Origin of the sequence: Flavobacterium coralii (genome assembly GCF_019891545.1) — a bacterium.
Classification (GTDB): domain Bacteria; phylum Bacteroidota; class Bacteroidia; order Flavobacteriales; family Flavobacteriaceae; genus Flavobacterium; species Flavobacterium coralii.
The window spans coordinates 20,695-37,516 of the sequence record NZ_JAHDIU010000011.1 but is presented as its reverse complement, the minus strand read 5'-3'; the positions used below and the strand labels follow the sequence as shown (position 1 = coordinate 37,516).

The 16,822-nt window shown below is 43.6% G+C and carries 14 protein-coding genes; 3 read left to right on the top strand and 11 right to left on the bottom strand.

Annotation, left to right across the window (positions count from 1 at the left end):
- Positions 1 to 286: 286 nt before the first annotated feature.
- The 10 genes from pgi to KJK34_RS13710 all read right to left on the bottom strand — a co-directional run bounded on the left by pgi (position 287) and on the right by KJK34_RS13710 (position 10,828).
- Positions 287 to 1,930: a glucose-6-phosphate isomerase gene (pgi, locus tag KJK34_RS13755; RefSeq protein ID WP_223054473.1), complete on the bottom strand. Its 1,644-nt coding sequence runs from the start codon at positions 1,928 to 1,930 to the stop codon at positions 287 to 289.
- 3 nt (positions 1,931 to 1,933) lie between these two features.
- Positions 1,934 to 3,166: a peptidoglycan DD-metalloendopeptidase family protein gene (locus KJK34_RS13750; RefSeq protein ID WP_223054472.1), complete on the bottom strand. Its 1,233-nt coding sequence runs from the start codon at positions 3,164 to 3,166 to the stop codon at positions 1,934 to 1,936.
- Positions 3,167 to 3,184: 18 nt separating this feature from the next.
- Positions 3,185 to 4,117 (bottom strand): tryptophan 2,3-dioxygenase family protein, encoded by a 933-nt coding sequence (locus KJK34_RS13745; protein ID WP_223054471.1) that lies wholly within the window; start codon positions 4,115 to 4,117, stop codon positions 3,185 to 3,187.
- A gap of 7 nt (positions 4,118 to 4,124) precedes the next feature.
- Positions 4,125 to 4,886, bottom strand: a complete 762-nt coding sequence (locus tag KJK34_RS13740; RefSeq protein ID WP_223054470.1) for a DUF3108 domain-containing protein — start codon at positions 4,884 to 4,886, stop codon at positions 4,125 to 4,127.
- Positions 4,887 to 5,190: 304 nt separating this feature from the next.
- Positions 5,191 to 6,351, bottom strand: coding sequence for a 4-hydroxyphenylpyruvate dioxygenase (gene hppD, locus KJK34_RS13735; protein ID WP_223054469.1), 1,161 nt, complete (start codon positions 6,349 to 6,351; stop codon positions 5,191 to 5,193).
- A gap of 77 nt (positions 6,352 to 6,428) precedes the next feature.
- Positions 6,429 to 7,586: a homogentisate 1,2-dioxygenase gene (locus tag KJK34_RS13730; protein ID WP_223054468.1), complete on the bottom strand. Its 1,158-nt coding sequence runs from the start codon at positions 7,584 to 7,586 to the stop codon at positions 6,429 to 6,431.
- Between the two features lie 277 nt (positions 7,587 to 7,863).
- A complete protein-coding gene (gene gmk / locus KJK34_RS13725; RefSeq protein WP_223054467.1) occupies positions 7,864 to 8,430 on the bottom strand; it encodes a guanylate kinase in 567 nt (188 codons plus the stop codon).
- A gap of 102 nt (positions 8,431 to 8,532) precedes the next feature.
- Positions 8,533 to 9,390 carry a YicC/YloC family endoribonuclease gene (locus KJK34_RS13720; RefSeq protein WP_223054466.1) on the bottom strand — a complete coding sequence of 286 codons (858 nt, stop codon included), beginning with the start codon at positions 9,388 to 9,390 and terminating at the stop codon, positions 8,533 to 8,535.
- Positions 9,391 to 9,582: 192 nt separating this feature from the next.
- On the bottom strand, positions 9,583 to 10,479 hold the full coding sequence (locus KJK34_RS13715) for a DMT family transporter (protein ID WP_223054465.1): 897 nt from the start codon (positions 10,477 to 10,479) through the stop codon (positions 9,583 to 9,585).
- The gene (locus KJK34_RS13710) at positions 10,472 to 10,828 is read right to left on the bottom strand and encodes an arsenate reductase family protein (RefSeq protein WP_223054464.1); all 357 of its coding nucleotides are present in this window, start codon (positions 10,826 to 10,828) and stop codon (positions 10,472 to 10,474) included. Before KJK34_RS13710 ends, KJK34_RS13715 begins: the two co-directional genes overlap by 8 nt.
- 114 nt (positions 10,829 to 10,942) lie before the next feature.
- Between KJK34_RS13710 and KJK34_RS13705 the strand changes: the two genes are divergently transcribed.
- Positions 10,943 to 11,398 carry a DinB family protein gene (locus KJK34_RS13705; protein ID WP_223054463.1) on the top strand — a complete coding sequence of 152 codons (456 nt, stop codon included), beginning with the start codon at positions 10,943 to 10,945 and terminating at the stop codon, positions 11,396 to 11,398.
- Between the two features lies 1 nt (position 11,399).
- Here KJK34_RS13705 and KJK34_RS13700 read toward each other — a convergent pair whose 3' ends face one another.
- The gene (locus KJK34_RS13700) at positions 11,400 to 12,362 is read right to left on the bottom strand and encodes a succinylglutamate desuccinylase/aspartoacylase family protein (protein WP_223054462.1); all 963 of its coding nucleotides are present in this window, start codon (positions 12,360 to 12,362) and stop codon (positions 11,400 to 11,402) included.
- A 443-nt stretch (positions 12,363 to 12,805) separates the two neighbouring features.
- Between KJK34_RS13700 and uvrC the strand changes: the two genes are divergently transcribed.
- Both uvrC and KJK34_RS13690 read left to right on the top strand, forming a co-directional pair.
- Positions 12,806 to 14,602, top strand: coding sequence for an excinuclease ABC subunit UvrC (gene uvrC, locus KJK34_RS13695; protein ID WP_223054461.1), 1,797 nt, complete (start codon positions 12,806 to 12,808; stop codon positions 14,600 to 14,602).
- Complete coding sequence (locus tag KJK34_RS13690) at positions 14,602 to 16,809, top strand: patatin-like phospholipase family protein (protein ID WP_223054460.1); 2,208 nt, start codon at positions 14,602 to 14,604, stop codon at positions 16,807 to 16,809. Before uvrC ends, KJK34_RS13690 begins: the two co-directional genes overlap by 1 nt.
- Positions 16,810 to 16,822 lie beyond the last annotated feature (13 nt).

Sequence of the window (16,822 nt, the reverse complement as noted above, 5' to 3'; positions counted from 1 at the left end):
TTTTCAGAGTGTTATTTTAGGTTTTGCGGCAAATTTGATGCATGCATAGCATTGTAAAGTTAAGCTAAGTTTAAGAGGGATATTTTTTACCGAAGTTTGACCGTTAGCTTACCCTTACTTAAAAAAACGGAAGTATTCTTACAAAGAAATAAACGTTACGTTTAATTAAGTTTAAACCTTTTTTAAACCCTTAAGGTTGCAAAACAAACCGGATTTTCGTACACCTGGATAACAAATAAAAAAGCCCACTGTTACAGCGGGCTTATAATATATTGGCGTTAAAAAACTATTTTTTACTTAAGTATTCTTTCAGTAAAAATGAGGTACTGCTGTCGTGCTCTTTTACTTCGCCGGTGTTGATTTCATCAAGAATAGAGTTAGCAAGCTGCTTGCCAAGCTCTACACCCCACTGGTCATAACTAAAGATATTCCATATAACACCCTGAACAAATATTTTATGCTCGTAAAGCGCTATAAGGCTGCCTAAGGTTTGCGGTGTAAGCTTATCTATCAAAAGAGTATTGGTAGGCTTATTGCCCCTGAAAACCTTAAATGGCAGTAAAAACGCTGCTTTCTCCCCGCTTATGCCCTGTTTTTCAAACTCAGCCTTAACCTGTGTATCAGTTTTACCATTAAGCAAGGCTTCAGTCTGTGCGAAAAAGTTCGACATCAGTTTGTCATGATGGTCTGTATTACCATGCAATGGCTGTGCAAACCCTATAAAATCAGTTGGGATAAGCTTTGTGCCCTGATGTATCAGCTGGAAAAAAGCGTGTTGAGAGTTAGTACCCGGCTCTCCCCATATAATAGTACCGGTCTGGTAATTTACGGGGTTGCCATCGCGGCCCACACTCTTACCGTTGCTTTCCATAATGCCCTGCTGCAGGTAAGGAGCCAGTTTTTGCAGGTATTGTGTGTATGGTATCAGCGCTTCGCTTTCGGCACTGAAAAAGTTGTTGTACCAAATGCTCAACAATGCCAGCACTACCGGTATGTTCTCTTCATGCGGTGCAGTACGGAAATGCTCATCCATCTCATGCGCACCTTTCAGCAGGTTATCAAAATTATCAAACCCTACCGAAAGCGCTATACTAAGGCCTACGGCGCTCCACAATGAAAAACGCCCGCCAACCCAGTCCCACATCGGGAATATATTTTCTTCGGCTATGCCAAAACCGGTTACTTTACTTATGTTGGTGCTTACCGCCACAAAATGCTTCGCTACATCCTGCTGCGATGCATGCTTCAAAAACCATTCGCGCACTGTTTCGGCATTGCTAAGGGTTTCCTGTGTGGTAAACGTTTTAGATACTATTACAAAAAGTGTTGTTTCCGGGTTTAGCCCTTTAAGGCTTTCCATCACATGGTCACCATCCACGTTAGATATAAAACGTACCTCAAGGTGGTTGCTGTAATAAGCAAGTGCCTCTGCCACCATTGCCGGGCCAAGGTCGCTACCCCCTATACCAATATTTACAACATGGGTAAAAGCTTTGCCTGTGTAGCCTTTACGACTGCCGCTTATAACCTCATCAGTAAACTGTTTTATCTTGTTTTTAACGGCATATACCTCGGGCATTACATTTTGCCCGTCAACTTTTATATCTGCATTTTCAAGTGCCCGCAGTGCAGTGTGCAGTACCGCACGGTTCTCAGTACGGTTTATAGCCTCCCCGCCAAAATAACTCTCAATAGCTCCTGCAAGATCTACCTCTTTTGCCAGGCCCTGTAAAAGCAATGCCGTTTTTTCGTTGATGATATTCTTGGAATAGTCTACCAAAAAATTATTCCACTTAATGTGGAATTTCTCGCTCCTGCTGCTGTCGGCAGCAAACATTTCCTGCATGGATGCATATTGCATTTCCGAAAAATGTTCCCGCAATGCCTGCCATGCAGCGGTACCGGACGGATTGGTATTTTGTAATGCCATAGGTTAATTTTTGAATGTGATGTTATAGATGCTGTCTAATTCTTTTTTCAGCGGCTCCATCTGCGCCATAAACTGGGGCTTGTATTTAGCCTCCATTGGCAGAGAGCTTGGCAGCCTTTGCTTTAATGCGTCGACCTGCACACCGTTTTTCCAGAAGCGGTAACAAACATGCGGGCCCGTTGCAAGGCCTGTACTCCCCACAAGGCCGATTACATCGCCCTGCTGAACGTGCTGCCCCCTCCTCACTTTTATCTTGCTCATGTGCAGGTACTGGGTGGTATAAGTGCCGTTGTGCCTTACTTTTACATAGTTACCGTTACCGGAGCTGTATCCCGCTTCTATTACAGTGCCTGTTGCGGTTGTCATAATAGGCGTTCCTGTTGGTGCGGCATAATCAGTACCGTTATGTGCCTTCCACCTTTTTTGTACAGGGTGAAAACGTTTTGGCGAAAAACGTGATGTAATGCGGCTGAACTTTAACGGCGCTTTTAAGAACATGCTTTTAAGCACCTTGCCTTCATCGTCATAATAATCAGCACGTTTTGCGTCCGGGTTCTGCTTAAACGGGAATGCGTATTTCTTTTCGCCCTTTGTTTCAAAAACAGCGGCTTCTATGCTTTCTACACCGGCATAAACAGTATCGCTTATAAAACGCTCATTTACCGTAACAGCAAACTTATCGCCTTTTTGAAGCTTAAAGAAGTCGATAGACCATGCATATATTTCCGATAGCTCGTGTGTAAGTGCCGGCCCTGCACCCGCCTTGTTTATGGTTTCGGCAAGGGAACCTTCTATAGTTGCGGCTATAACCCTGCGCTTAATGCTGAGTGGACGTGTTTTTTTATAGGCTTTGGCAATACTGTCACGAAAGTCTACCACATAATAGCTGAGCCTGTCGGCCTGATATACAAAAACCTCCAGGTTATTGGGGTTCTTTTTGTTCTTTAGTAATGTGTAAGGTTTGCCGATACGTATATCCCTCAGGTTAAAGCTGTCGCGTATGGCTTGGGTTATATTGTGCACCTGTGCTACATCATAACCCTGCTCCTGCAGCAGCCCGCCAAAAGTATCGCCGCTTTTAATGGTATCGTGCTCTACCTTAAAGTCGTTAAGTATAAAGCCGAACTCTTTTACAACTTTTTCTTTGGCTACTACGGGCTTCTTTATCTTTTGTTCTTCCTCTTTATTACAGGCTATTAAAGTTAATATAAGTAATATGGCAGTAAAATACTTCAATTTCGGCTGTTTATTCGGTTATACATTTTCGCCCCATGTGCGCAGTTCTTCTTCTGTCCATAACTCGGGGAAAAATATCCTTCTCTGGTATTTTGGGTGCATATACTTTTTCCAGTCGCTGCCGCCTGTAGCCTCCTGCGGGCCGCTGGCACTTTCAATATATTTTTTTGCGGCATTGTAATGTCCCATAACCCAAGTAACATTTACTGTATAGTCATAATGGCGCATGGCTTTTACCAGCATGGCATCATTCTGCGCTTCCTGCGGCAGTTGCTTAAATTTCCTCCAGATGTTTATGGTGTTATACTCTTCCATAAAACGCAGGAACTCGCCCTTATATTTCCTTTCAAATTCTTTTAGCAGATAGGTTTTTTCACCTGTCTTGTAGTCTTTACCGGCTGCCTGCCAGTACAGGTGTTCCAGGGCGTGCTCATAGGGTGTATTGCGGTCTATCGTGGCGCGGTAGCGGTAATCTATAAGGTTTATAAGATCTGTACTGGCAAACTCAATAAGCCTGTACTGCGCGCTTTGGAAACCACTTGCAGGTGTAAGTGTGTTTCTGAACTTCATGTACTGCTCTACCTCCATCCCTTCTTTCATAATATCAAAAGAAGTGGTAAGCATATCAAAGTAGCGGCTAATGCGCATCAGCTTTTCTGTAAAATAGACGGTTTCAGGCTGTTCGGTATGGCAAAGCTGCTCTACCTCCCAAAGTATCATTTTAAAAAGCAGTTCATTAACCTGGTGGTACATAATAAATACCATTTCATCAGGCAGCGTGGTGCGCTGTATCTGAAGGTTAAGCAGCGCATCGGTTTGTATATAATCCCAATAGGTTATAGGTTTGGCCCAAAGCAGGCCTTCAAGATGTGTTTCTGTTTTTTGGTTAATATCCCTGAATTTCTCATCAAGTGCATTAAGCTTATCAAGGATTGGGGTGGTTAACTCCATTTGCCTGTTATTTTGCATTAAAAGGATGACTTAATCCTCTGTATTCCTCAAGGTCAGCCTTAAGCGAACCCACTGCGAGGCTGGCCTTTATGCGCAAAGGTACTTTATTTTTGTCGTCTGAAATCCAGACTGTTAAACTCTCTTCTTCCTTAAACACCCGGCCGGCCTGAACATAGGGCCTGAATATCATGGCTGATACTGTGCCAAATTTAGTAGATATATTTTCCCTGCCAATGAATTTGAGCTTAAATTTTGTGGTTTCATCATCAAAAAACATATCTACAGATATAGATTCACCCACTTTTAGCTTGTCCACATCCGGGTGGTTGCGCAGGTAATAAAATGTTGAAACGATATCCTGAACATTTTCGGGCACGCTGAATGTTTTCTGCTTCTTGTTTTTGTAGTCTTTAACCAGCACGGTATTGCTACCCTGGTTAAAAAAACCTTCCTGGTTTTTAGTATAGCCGCCCTCGTCAATCTTCCTTACAAATTGGTAAGGCTGGCCTGTTATTTTATCAAAATAGCTTTCATAAAGGTCTTCTACCTTGAAGAAGAATTTTGTCATACCTGTAGTATAGCCCTTACCAACCACATGGTGCACTTTTTTGCCGCTGCGGGTTGCTTCCTTAACTTCGAGTGTGGCATAGCCTGCATTTACAATGCCGTAATGAATGCGGAACTTAAAATATTCTCCGGTATCGAAAGCGCGTTGCGGTACAGCACTTACCGACGCCAGCAGAAATAAGATTACCAATAATTTTTTCATAGTAAATTTTTGTTTTTTGGGTGTTTTACGGCAATAAAAGCAATTACTGTTCCAAAAATAAGAAAACAAAAAAACCCAGTCAAAAGTATGACCGGGTTTTTATGCTATTAACCAACCAAAAAACTATAAATTATGAAAAATTTACCACAAAAAATTTAATGTGTCAGCACCTCCTTTTTTGCGAGTGCAAATGTATTCACATTATTGAGAATTTGTATGCAAAAATTTTACTTTAACACATTATCCTCAAAAAACAGTTTACAAATTGGTTTAAAATTTAACTATGTGCAAAAATCAGGCGCTTTTATAGCGTTCCACGCAACTCCTGTTCACGCTCTATGCTTTCAAACAGTGCCTTAAAGTTACCGGCACCAAAGCCACGGGCACCCATACGCTGTATTATTTCATAGAAAAGTGTTGGCCTGTCTTCTACCGGCTTGGTAAAAATCTGCAGTAAATAGCCTTCTTCATCGGCATCTACCATAATACCCAGCTTTTCAAGAACAGCAATATCTTCTTTCATGATGCTCATGTGTTCGCCCAGCCTTTCCGGCACTGCTTCATAGTACGTGTGTGGCGGTGGCGAAAGGAACTCAACACCCCTTGATTTAAGGTCTGAAACCGTTTTAATGATATCATCGGTAGCAATGGCTATGTGCTGCACGCCCGGGCCGCCATAGAAATCAAGATATTCCTCAATTTGGGAGCGCTTTTTACCCTCAGCAGGCTCATTGATAGGGAATTTTATACGTCCGTTGCCATTGCTCATTACCTTACTCATCAATGCAGAATATTCGGTATTAATCTGCTTATCATCAAAACTCAGGAAGTTTACAAAGCCCATAACCTCTTCATACCACTTAACCCAGGTATTCATTTCGTTCCAGCCCACGTTGCCCACCATGTGGTCTACATACTTAAGCCCGGTAGGCTCGGGGTTATAGTCGCTCTTCCACTCACGGAAGCCCGGCAGGAACACACCGTTATAGTTTTTACGCTCTACAAACATGTGCACGGTTTCGCCATACGTATAAATACCCGCGCGTACTACCTCACCAAATTCGTCTTTTTCTACCGTTGGCTCCATATAAGGCTTTGCGCCACGGCTTGTTGTTTCTTCAAAAGACTTGCGGGCATCTTCTACCCAAAGGGCTACTACTTTAACACCGTCGCCATGCTTAACAATATGGTCGTTAAGCGGCGAATCTGCTGTTAGCGGCGTGGTAAGCACTATGCGTATCTTATCCTGCTTAAGTACATAACTTGCACGGTCTTTTACACCGGTTTCAAGGCCTGCATAGGCCAGTGACTGGTAACCGAAAGCCGTTTTATAATAATGGGCAGCCTGCTTGGCATTACCCACAATAAATTCTACATAATCTGTTCCTAAAAGCGGAAGGAAATCCTGTGCGCCCTCAAATATTTTTTCGAGTCCGTATTCTACACTTTTAACTTCTTTGCTCATTTTATTTATATTTTCTTTAACTGACGCTGTGACACTGACAGGCAGTTAGCATTATTGACTAATTTAATATTTAATACTTACTCTACCCAGCTTTTGTAATACTGGCCATCATCTAAGCCCATAGCTTCTTTTGTTACCATAAGCGGGCGGAAGGTGTCTACCATTACGGCAAGCTCCTGTGTTACGGTTTGGCCTATGCTGCGCTCTGTAGCTCCGGGCGCAGGGCCGTGCGGTATGCCTTTAGGGTGCAGGGTTATATGTCCCTGCTCGATATTATTGCGGCTCATGAAGTCACCATCTACATAATACAGCACCTCATCGCTGTCTATATTACTGTGGTTGTATGGTGCCGGTATAGAAAGCGGGTGATAATCATAAAGCCTCGGGCAGAAAGAACACACTACAAATGCAGGTGTTTCAAACGTTTGGTGTACCGGAGGCGGTTGGTGTACCCTGCCGGTAATTGGCTCAAAGTTATGGATACTGAAGCTGTAAGGATAGTTATAGCCATCCCACCCTATTACATCAAACGGGTGCGTAGCATATACTACCTCGTGCAGCATGCCCTCTTTTTTTATCTTGATAACAAAATCGCCTTTTTCGTCATAAGTTTCCAGTTCCTGCGGCAGCTTAAAGTCGCGCTCGCAGAAAGGAGAATGTTCCAGTAGCTGGCCGCTTGAGTTTTTATAACGCTTAGGCGTATATAACGGCGCAACCGACTCTACATAAAAAATACGGTTATCTTCGGTATCAAAATCTATCTGGTAAATCATACCGCGTGGTATGATAAGGTAATCGCCATACTCAAAAGGTATATTACCCATAAAAGTGCGAAGCGTACCCGTGCCTTTGTGAATGAAAAGCATCTCATCAGCATCGGCATTTTTATAAAAATAGGTGCGAAGCGATTTGCGCGGGGCAGCAAGGCCAATGGCACAGTCGCGGTTAACCAGCATGGTTTTGCGGCTGTCTAAAAAGTCATCTTCCGGCTTAAGCTCAAAACCTTTAAGCAGTAATGACTTAATATTCTTATCTATAGCAATTTCAGGCTCTACCGAATAAGATTTAAGTATCTCTTTTACCTGAGTGGGCCTGTGCACCTGGTATAGCAAAGATGAGTGGCCGTGAAAGCCCTCTGTACCGAAAAGCTGCTCATAATAAAGCCCGCCATCGGGTTTGCGAAACTGTACGTGCCTTTTTTGGGGAAATTCTCCAAGTTTGTGATATATAGGCATAATAGAAATTTATTAATTAAACATAACGTGCGGCAATAGTAGTGCCGTCCCTCATTCCGGATTTCTTTTGATGAGGAATTTTAAGTAGCTTAATAAACCCTGCCATTGCGAATTCATGTAACAAATATCGTAAAAATTTAATTTTTACCTGTTGTTTTAGGCAATTTTTACGATATTTTCTTTTACAACGCTAAAAGAAAAAAATGTAGAAGCCGCCTGTAGCCTTATCCAAAAACAAGGTTTACAGGCGGCTTTAGTATTTATTGTAAAAATTCGTTTATGATATAAAGTTCTTTACCAGCTCATAGGCTTCTGCCTTGGCGGTATCAAGGTCATAATTTTTAATGATGGTATCAAACTGCGGGGCTGTTGCCAGCTCTACCGATGCTTTTGCGATACGCATATTAATTTTATCATCACTTTCTGTACTGCGGTTCTTCAGCCTTATTTTAAGTTCATCAATACTTGGCGGCTTTACGAAAACAGCAAGTGTTTCTTCAGGAAACTTGCGCTTAATGCGCAGGCCACCGGCGACATCAATATCAAAAATTACGTTCTTGCCCATAGCCCATATACGCTCAACTTCACTTTTAAGAGTGCCGTAAAAGTTGTCGCGATACACCTCTTCCCATTCTACAAAGTCTTCTGCCTTTATGTGCTTTTTAAACTCGTGTATGCTCATAAAGTAGTAGTCTTTGCCGTCCTGCTCCTCTCCGCGCGGGCTTCTTGTAGCTGCCGAGATGCTGAACTCAAGGTTAAGCTCGGGCTGTGCCAGCAGGTGCCGCACTATAGTGGTTTTACCCGAACCAGACGGCGCCGAGAATACAATTAATTTACCTTTCATTGTGTGTTGTCAGCTTTCAGCGCTCTGCCTTCAGCTATTAGTAGTTATTCTGTGTTGTAATTACCCTGCATTTACTAACAGCTAAAAGCTGAAAGCAAACAGCTATAAAATATTAAGTACCTGTTCCTTTATTTTTTCCAGCTCATCCTTCATCTGTACCACGAGCTTTTGCATCTGGGCATGATTGGCCTTGCTGCCCATAGTGTTTATTTCGCGGCCCATTTCCTGGGTTATAAAGCCCAGCTTGCGCCCGTTGGCCTCATTCCCGGCAAGAGTTTCCATGAAATAGTTAAGGTGATTTTCGAGGCGTACTTTCTCTTCGGTAATATCCATCTTTTCGAGGTAGTAAATAAGCTCCTGCTCAAAGCGGTTCTCATCTACATTTACCTGTAGCTCGTTTATAGCATTTTGCAGCCTGTTCTTTACGTTTTCTATTCGCTCGCTGTCATAGGCAACTGTTTGCTTCATAAGCGACATGATATTAGAGATGCGTACTAAAAATTCCTTTTCAAGCGCAATGCCTTCCGTCACCCTGAAACTGTTAATGTTTACAAGCGCCTGCTCTATAACCTCTTCAATCTGCGCCCAGTCCTTTTCATCAATTTCCTCACGCTCAGTTTTAAGGGCATCCGGCATACGTACTGCCATCTTCAATAATTCTGTCTGGTCGCCAGCCACTACTTCCCTAAGCTGGTTTATATAGGCTTTTACTATCGGCACATTAACCTTACTCGATGTTTCTTCGCCGGTTACCTCAACAAAAATGGAAAGGTCTATTTTACCGCGCTCCAGCTTTTGTGCCACGCGGTTTCGCAGGCTAAGTTCCATCTCCCTGAAGGCAGAGGGCATACGCACATTCAGGTCGAGCCCTTTGCTGTTTAGCGACTTAATTTCTACAGTAACTTTTTTGTTGGGCAGTTGCATAGAAGCTTTGCCAAACCCCGTCATGGATTGTATCATGCAAAAAATTTAAAGGCACAAAGTTACAAAAATTTGTGGGGGATTTTAAGTGTAGTGCAGCCCGAAGGATTTGAAAATTTGAAAATGAGCCTATTTGAAAATTATACATATCCCTCCACTTCGGTCGGAATGGAAGCCAAAACTGATATTTTCAAATTTTCAAATTTCCAAATTGGCTCATTTTCAAATCAATTATGCCACATTCTTATCCTTTGGCTTGATACTGACAAGGTAAACCCCGCCGAATATCAGTAACGCCGAGAGTATCTTAACCACATCAAGGCTGTCTTTACCAAGCCCGATAGAAAACAGGGTGGCAAAAAGTGGCTGCAAATAAATAAAAACCGCAACGGTTGTAGGCTTAAGCTCTTTCATGCTCAGCAGGTTGAGCAGATAGGTAAGAAAGGTAGAGATTACCACCACAAATGCTGTTTTAAGGATAATATCTAAAGGCATTGCGCTAAAATCAGCCGCCTCTGCCTGTGTCCACCCGAAAGGCAGTACCATGATAAAACCAAAGAGGTATATCCATTTTACAAAAGCAAAAGCATTGTATTTGTCCATCAGCTTTTTTACCAGGATTAGGTACAGGCCATAGCTTACCGCATTTACAAACACCAGGAAATTACCCCACAACGCGTTTTGCGCATTGCCGACACTCTTACCATATAATATTAGCATAACAGTACCCACAAGCCCCAGCAGTATGCCTGCCGCCCTGCGCTTCACAATACGCTGGCGCATTATTATAGCTGATAGCACCAAAACAATTATAGGCGTGGTTACCATTAGTACCGAAGCCATAATGGGCGATGTAAGGCTTAACCCTTCAAAAAAAGTGAGCATATTAAGTGCTACGCCAAACAGTGCGGCAGCGGCAATTCGCGGAAAATCGGCTAAGGCGATTTTTTGGCGGGTTACCAAAAGTGCGGCCACCCAGAACAAAACTGCCGAAACACCAACCCGCAGCACTATAAACCCAAAAGGCTTAATGTAGGCAGGCATTACATCTTTGGCAATGGTAAACGTTACACCATATATAACTGATACCAGTGTGGCGGCAGCAAGGGCAAAATTACGCTTACTCATTACCCAGGTGTGCTATGGCAGCTTCGGTTACGGCTTTGCTGTTACCTATAAAAATGGTATCCGCATCTACAATAACAGGCCGGCTCAAAAAGGTGTAATGCTCCAGTATCAGGTTTTTATAATCTTCCTCGGTAAGTTGCTGGTCTTTTAGCCCTCGCTCTTTGTACAGGGTAGCCCTGCGGCTGAAAAGCGCCTCATAACTCCCGGCCAGCCCTCTCAATTCTTCAAGCTGTGCGGCAGTTATAGGATTTGTCTTTATGTCCTGTAAATCAAATCCGTCTGTATTTGGTAACGATTTTAATATGCGCTTGCAGGTATCGCAGGTTTTCAGGTAAAATATGGTTTTCATTACTAAGGCTTCTGTTGTAAAGTGCAAAGGTATTTATAACACTAAAACTTTACTAATTATAATTGCTGCAAACTTTACAGGAATTACTTACTTTTATCTTATAAAATCTATCTTATGCAAACTACATTCAGCGTGTTGCGCAAAAGCCGGGAACTGTATTTAAGGTTTCTTGACAATTATACCCCGGAGCAGCTTAACAAAGTACCCGAAGGGTTTAACAATAACATATACTGGAACATAGCGCACATAGTGGTAACACAGCAGCGCATTGTATATTCGCTTTCGGGGCTGCCGATGATGATTAGCGAAGAAATGGCTAAGAGCTATATGCGCGGCACAAAGCCGGAACGCGATGCTACACAGGCAGAAATAAATGAATTAAAAGAGCTACTGTTTACCACTGTAGATAAAACCGAACAGGACTTTAATAACGGCATTTTTACCGGGTATAAAGAATATACTACCGAGTTTGGCTACACCCTGCGCAGCGCAAAAGAAGGGCTGGAGTTCAACAACTTTCATGAAGGCGTGCACATGGGTGTAGTGATGTCCCTCCGAAAGTTGGTATAGCCTAAACAAGCTTTTGCGAAATATGAAAAATAGCGTCGCCCTGATATACTATCGGGGCATCGTTACTGTTAATGATATAGCCGCTGTAGGGCGCTTTAACCGTATGCTCGAACTTACCGAACGGATCTGTAATACAGGCAATAATCTCTCCCTTTTGAACCAGCTTACCGGCAGGCGTTGGGTTTTGCAGTAATCCCGAAAAATTAGCGCGCACCCACGCCGAGCGTTCTATGTAAACCGTATTGCGCTCCGGGTGTTTTACATTCTTTTTGGGGTTCAGCATATCAAGGTGGTGCAGTACCCGCTTGGCACCACGAACCGCTTCCTGGGTTACCTCCTGGTTTAAATCAAGCGATTTACCGCCTTCGAACAGTAATATTTTTACCCCCAGCTTACCGCATGCATTACGGAACGAGCCTGTAATGTTTTTGCTGTATAGGGTAAATGGAGCATTAAAAATATCAGCAAGGTGTTTCAGGTCTGGGTTGTTGGGCACGATACGGATTTGCGGAGCATTGAAGCGGCTCGCACCCCCTGCGTGAAAATCGATGCAATAATCCACATTAGGCAGAACCTCTTTCAGCAGGTGCCAGGCAAAGCGCGAGGCAAGCGAACCGCGCTGGCTGCCGGGGAAAACCCTGTTAAGGTCGCGCCCGTCAGGAAACTCACGGCTTTTGTTTACAAATCCGAAAATATTAATAACCGGGATACAGATAATAGTACCACGCTTTGGCTTATTGATTTTTCTTACAATAATCTGGCGCACTATCTCGGTACCGTTAATCTCGTCGCCGTGCAGGGCAGCCGTAAAAAGCACTACAGGGCCGTCAAGCTTTGCCCTTTCTATAATAATAGGCACCTTAAGGCGGCTCATGGTATGTAGCCTTGCAATTTCCATGTTAATCGTTTTGCTTTCGCCGGGCATTACGGTTTCGCCGAGAATGGTTATATTCCTGTGAGCCATAGGTTTGTTTTACTGGTGGTGTAAAGATATAAAATAGGCTTCACAGTTGGTAATAAGAGGTATGGTTATCAGTTAATGGTTCTTTTCCATTTCGAACGCAGCAAAGCGAAGTTGAGAAATCTCTACAGCTTATTTAGATTCCTCCGCTCCGGTCGGAATGGAAACAATGACACTTTCCATTTTTGAACTAAGCAAAGTAAGGAATCTCAAGCTTATTCGGATTCTTCCACTGCGGTCGGAATGGAAGCAATTAACACTTTCCATTTCGAACGCAGCAAAGCGAAGTGAGAAATCTCAACTTATTTAGGTTCTCCCGTTTCGGTCGGAATGGAAACAACAGCATCAGACGCCAGACACCAGACATCGGACATCCTGCATCCTTCGTCTTCTTAAAATTTGAATTTACCCATTAGCCAATAAAACTTTGTCACTAACTTTGTAGTATGCAAACGCCTTTAGAACTTCAGATACAAACACTACCCGACAGCCCGGGTGTGTACCAGTATTTTGATAAAGATGATAAGCTGCTGTATGTAGGCAAGGCAAAGAACCTTAAAAAGAGGGTAATGTCCTATTTCAATAAGGTTAACGAGAGCGGGCGCATCCGCGTTATGGTGCGCAAAATTGCCCGCGTTAAGCACATTGTTGTACCTACCGAGAGCGAGGCACTGTTGCTTGAGAACAATCTCATCAAAAAGCTGCAGCCACGCTATAATGTGCTGCTTAAAGATGATAAGAGCTACCCCTGGATGTGCATCAAAAAAGAGCCTTTCTCACGCGTGTTCCATACCCGGAATGTCATAAAGGATGGCTCTGAGTATTTCGGGCCTTACACCTCTTTTAAAACGGTCCATACACTCATGAGCCTTATAAAAGAGCTGTACCCGTTGCGCACCTGCAACTACGACCTTAATGAAGCCAACATAAAATCGGGTAAATATAAAGTTTGCCTGGAGTACCACATAGGCAACTGCAAAGGCCCCTGCGAAGGCAATGAACCGCTTGCCGAATACCAGCGCCATGTAGATGCAATCCGCGAAATATTAAAAGGCAACTTTAAAGACAGCCTGCGCGATTTTAAAAAACTGATGCAGGAGCTGGCTGCCGATATGCGCTTTGAAGAAGCCCAGAAAATAAAAGAAAAGATAGACGTGCTGGAAAGCTACCAGGCACGCAGCACTGTGTTTAATCCGCGTATAAGCAACCTTGATGTTTTCAGCATTATAAGCGATGAAAGCATGGCTTATGTCAACTTTATACAGGTAAGCCACGGGGCTATTGTGCGCTCGCACACTATGGAAATAAAAAAGAAGCTGGATGAACCCGATGAAGAGCTTTTGGAAATTGCCGTGGTAGAACTTCGCGAGCGTTTTAACCTGCGCAGTAGGGAAATACTTGTGCCCTATGAAATTGACCTGGGCGAAAATATAAAAGTAACCGTACCCAAACTCGGCGACAAAAAACAAATACTGGACCTGAGCGAGCGTAATGCCCGTTTTTACCGTATGGACCAGCTAAAGCAGATAAAGATTACCGACCCCGACCGCCACACCAAACGCATTATGGCACAGATGAAGCAGGACCTGCGCCTGCCCGAAGAGCCGCGCCATATAGAATGTTTTGATAATAGTAACATACAGGGTACCAACCCGGTTAGTGCCTGTGTGGTGTTTAAAGACGGCAAGCCAAGCAAGAAAGACTACCGCCATTTTAACATTAAAACTGTTGAGGGGCCTAACGACTTTGCCAGTATGGAAGAGGTGGTTTTCCGCCGTTACCGCAGGCTGCTTGATGAAAACGAACCCCTGCCGCAACTGATTATTATAGATGGTGGCAAGGGCCAGTTAAGTTCGGCATTAAAGAGCCTCGAAGCGTTGGGTTTGCGTGGTAAAATCACTATATTAGGCATCGCAAAAAGGCTGGAAGAACTCTTTTACCCCGAAGACCCTGTGCCGCTGTACCTCGACAAAAAGTCGGAAACGCTAAAGGTGATACAACATTTACGTAATGAGGCGCACCGATTCGGCATAACGCACCACCGCAACAAACGCAGCAAAGGTGCTTTGCAAACATCGGTGGAGAGCATACCCGGCATAGGTGAAAAAACAATGGTAACGCTGCTGAAACAATTTAAGTCGGTTAAGCGTTTAAAGGAAGCAGCCGAAGAAGATATTGCAAAAGTGATTGGCCCCACGAAAGCTAAAAAGATAACAGAATATTACAAAACGCAGCCCAACTGATGAAAACCCCCACCCTCCTGTTAGTTTGCTTACTGTTTTTTTGCAGTGTTTCCGCACAGGAACAGGATGCCGACAGGCCAAAAATAGGGGTGGTACTAAGTGGTGGCGGTGCAAAAGGGCTTGCACACATTGGTGTGCTTAAGGTTCTGGAAGAAGCGGGTATTAAAGTAGATTACATTGGCGGCACCAGCATGGGTGCCATTGTGGGCGGCCTGTATGCAGCAGGCTATTCGGCGACTGAACTCGACTCTATTTTTAATTCGCTTGATGCCGATGCCCTCATACAGGATTATACCCCACGCGGCAGCAAAAACTTTTTTGAAAAGCGCAATGATGAGCTCTATGCGCTTGCATTACCGTTTAAAGATTTTAAGCTTGGTTTCCCTACGGCAATATCAAAGGGCCTATATAACTATACAACAGTTAACCGCCTTACCGACCATGTGAGGCACATACGCGATTTTGACTGCCTGCCTATCCCGTTTGTTTGTATTGCTACCGACATTGAAACAGGCGAAGAGGTAGTGCTGCGCAACGGCGTGCTGCCCGATGCCATACTGGCAAGCGGTGCCTTCCCCTCTTTATACTATCCGGTAGAGATTGACGGCAGGCTGCTTATAGACGGTGGGGTTACCAATAACTATCCTATAGAGGAAGTACGCAAAATGGGCGCTGACATTATTATTGGGGTAGATGTGCAGGACGGGCTTAAAGACCGTACCCAGATAAAGGGTGCAACCGGCGTACTGGTACAGATTAACAACTACCAGATGATTAAAAAAATGGAGGAAAAGCGCAAAGCTACCGACATTTATATAAAACCGGATATTTCGAGCTATACGGTAATATCTTTTGATGAGGGCCAGCAGATAATTGATGAGGGCGAAGAATCAGCACGGATGATACTGGAAAGCCTAAAAGCGCTTGGCACAGGCAGCCCTGTAGAGCGTAAGCCTATACAAGCCACAGACTCGGTACTGGTAGAGAAATTTAATATAAAAGGGCTTAACAACTATACCAAGAGCTACGTGATTGGTAAGCTAAACTTTAAGCCCGGAACAAAAATATCGTACGAAAAATTTACCCAGGGAATCAGCAACCTGAATGCCACTCAAAACTTTAACAGCATTTCATATTGCTTTGATGAAGGCGCTAATGGTGACATCCTAAGCCTGAAGCTTACAGAGAACCCTGTAAACCGCTACCTTAAGTTCGGGCTGCATTATGACGGTTTATATAAAAGCGGCGTTTTAGTAAACCTTACGCAAAAAAAACTGCTGAAACGTAACGATGTTGCCTCGCTTGATGTGATACTGGGCGATAACTTCCGGTACATGTTCAATTATTATATTGACAACGGTTTCCATATAAGTTACGGGCTACGCTCTGCACTCAATAATTTTAACCGTAACCTGGATGCCGACCTGACTGCCGGAGAACTTGCAGGACAACTTGGCATCAGTTCTGTTAATGTAGATTTTACCGACCACACGCAACAGGCTTACATACAAACCATATTTGCCCAAAAATTTATGCTGGGTGGCGGCCTTGAGCTAAAGCACCTTAAAATAAAATCAGAAACAATAACCGATAACGAGTTTAACGTGTTTGATAACAGTGATTATTTTTCTGCTTATACCTACCTGAAGTTTGATTCGTATGACAACCGCTACTTTCCTGACGAAGGATGGTTTTTTGCAGGGGAGGCAAAGTGGTACCTTTCATCCAGTAATTATACAGGCATGTTTACCCCTTTTAGTATGGTAAAAGCCGAAATGGGAACGGCAAAGAGGCTGCGCCGTAACGTTACATTTGAATTTCAGGCAGAAACAGGACTTACCGTTGGGGAGGAAACCGTTAACTTTTTCGATTTTGTGCTGGGTGGTTACGGTTATTATATGATAAATAACTTCCGCCATTTTTACGGTTATGATTTTCTGAGCATATCAGGCAACAGCTACCTGAAGGCTATGGGTACGCTTGACTGGGAGTTTGTACGTAAAAACCACCTCAACGTAAGTGCTAACTTTGCCAATATTGGGGAAAACCTTTTTGAGGAAGGCGAGATACTCTCTATCCCGCAATACAGCGGGTATGCAGTGGGTTATGGCATGGAAACCATTATTGGCCCAATCGAAATTAAGCACAGCTGGTCACCCGAAACCAACAAGCACCATACCTGGTTTAGTGTGGGCTTCTGGTTCTAAATTATTAGCTGAT

Excerpts from the sequence above, each read along its gene's own strand:
- pgi (WP_223054473.1), bottom strand. The coding sequence starts at position 1,930 with ATGGCATTACAAAATACCAATCCGTCCGGTACCGCTGCATGGCAGGCA.
- KJK34_RS13745 (WP_223054471.1), bottom strand. The coding sequence starts at position 4,117 with ATGGAGTTAACCACCCCAATCCTTGATAAGCTTAATGCACTTGATGAG.
- KJK34_RS13740 (WP_223054470.1), bottom strand. The coding sequence starts at position 4,886 with ATGAAAAAATTATTGGTAATCTTATTTCTGCTGGCGTCGGTAAGTGCT.
- hppD (WP_223054469.1), bottom strand. The coding sequence starts at position 6,351 with ATGAGCAAAGAAGTTAAAAGTGTAGAATACGGACTCGAAAAAATATTT.
- KJK34_RS13730 (WP_223054468.1), bottom strand. The coding sequence starts at position 7,586 with ATGCCTATATATCACAAACTTGGAGAATTTCCCCAAAAAAGGCACGTA.
- gmk (WP_223054467.1), bottom strand. The coding sequence starts at position 8,430 with ATGAAAGGTAAATTAATTGTATTCTCGGCGCCGTCTGGTTCGGGTAAA.
- KJK34_RS13720 (WP_223054466.1), bottom strand. The coding sequence starts at position 9,390 with ATGATACAATCCATGACGGGGTTTGGCAAAGCTTCTATGCAACTGCCC.
- KJK34_RS13715 (WP_223054465.1), bottom strand. The coding sequence starts at position 10,479 with ATGAGTAAGCGTAATTTTGCCCTTGCTGCCGCCACACTGGTATCAGTT.
- KJK34_RS13710 (WP_223054464.1), bottom strand. The coding sequence starts at position 10,828 with ATGAAAACCATATTTTACCTGAAAACCTGCGATACCTGCAAGCGCATA.
- KJK34_RS13705 (WP_223054463.1), top strand. The coding sequence starts at position 10,943 with ATGCAAACTACATTCAGCGTGTTGCGCAAAAGCCGGGAACTGTATTTA.
- KJK34_RS13700 (WP_223054462.1), bottom strand. The coding sequence starts at position 12,362 with ATGGCTCACAGGAATATAACCATTCTCGGCGAAACCGTAATGCCCGGC.
- uvrC (WP_223054461.1), top strand. The coding sequence starts at position 12,806 with ATGCAAACGCCTTTAGAACTTCAGATACAAACACTACCCGACAGCCCG.
- KJK34_RS13690 (WP_223054460.1), top strand. The coding sequence starts at position 14,602 with ATGAAAACCCCCACCCTCCTGTTAGTTTGCTTACTGTTTTTTTGCAGT.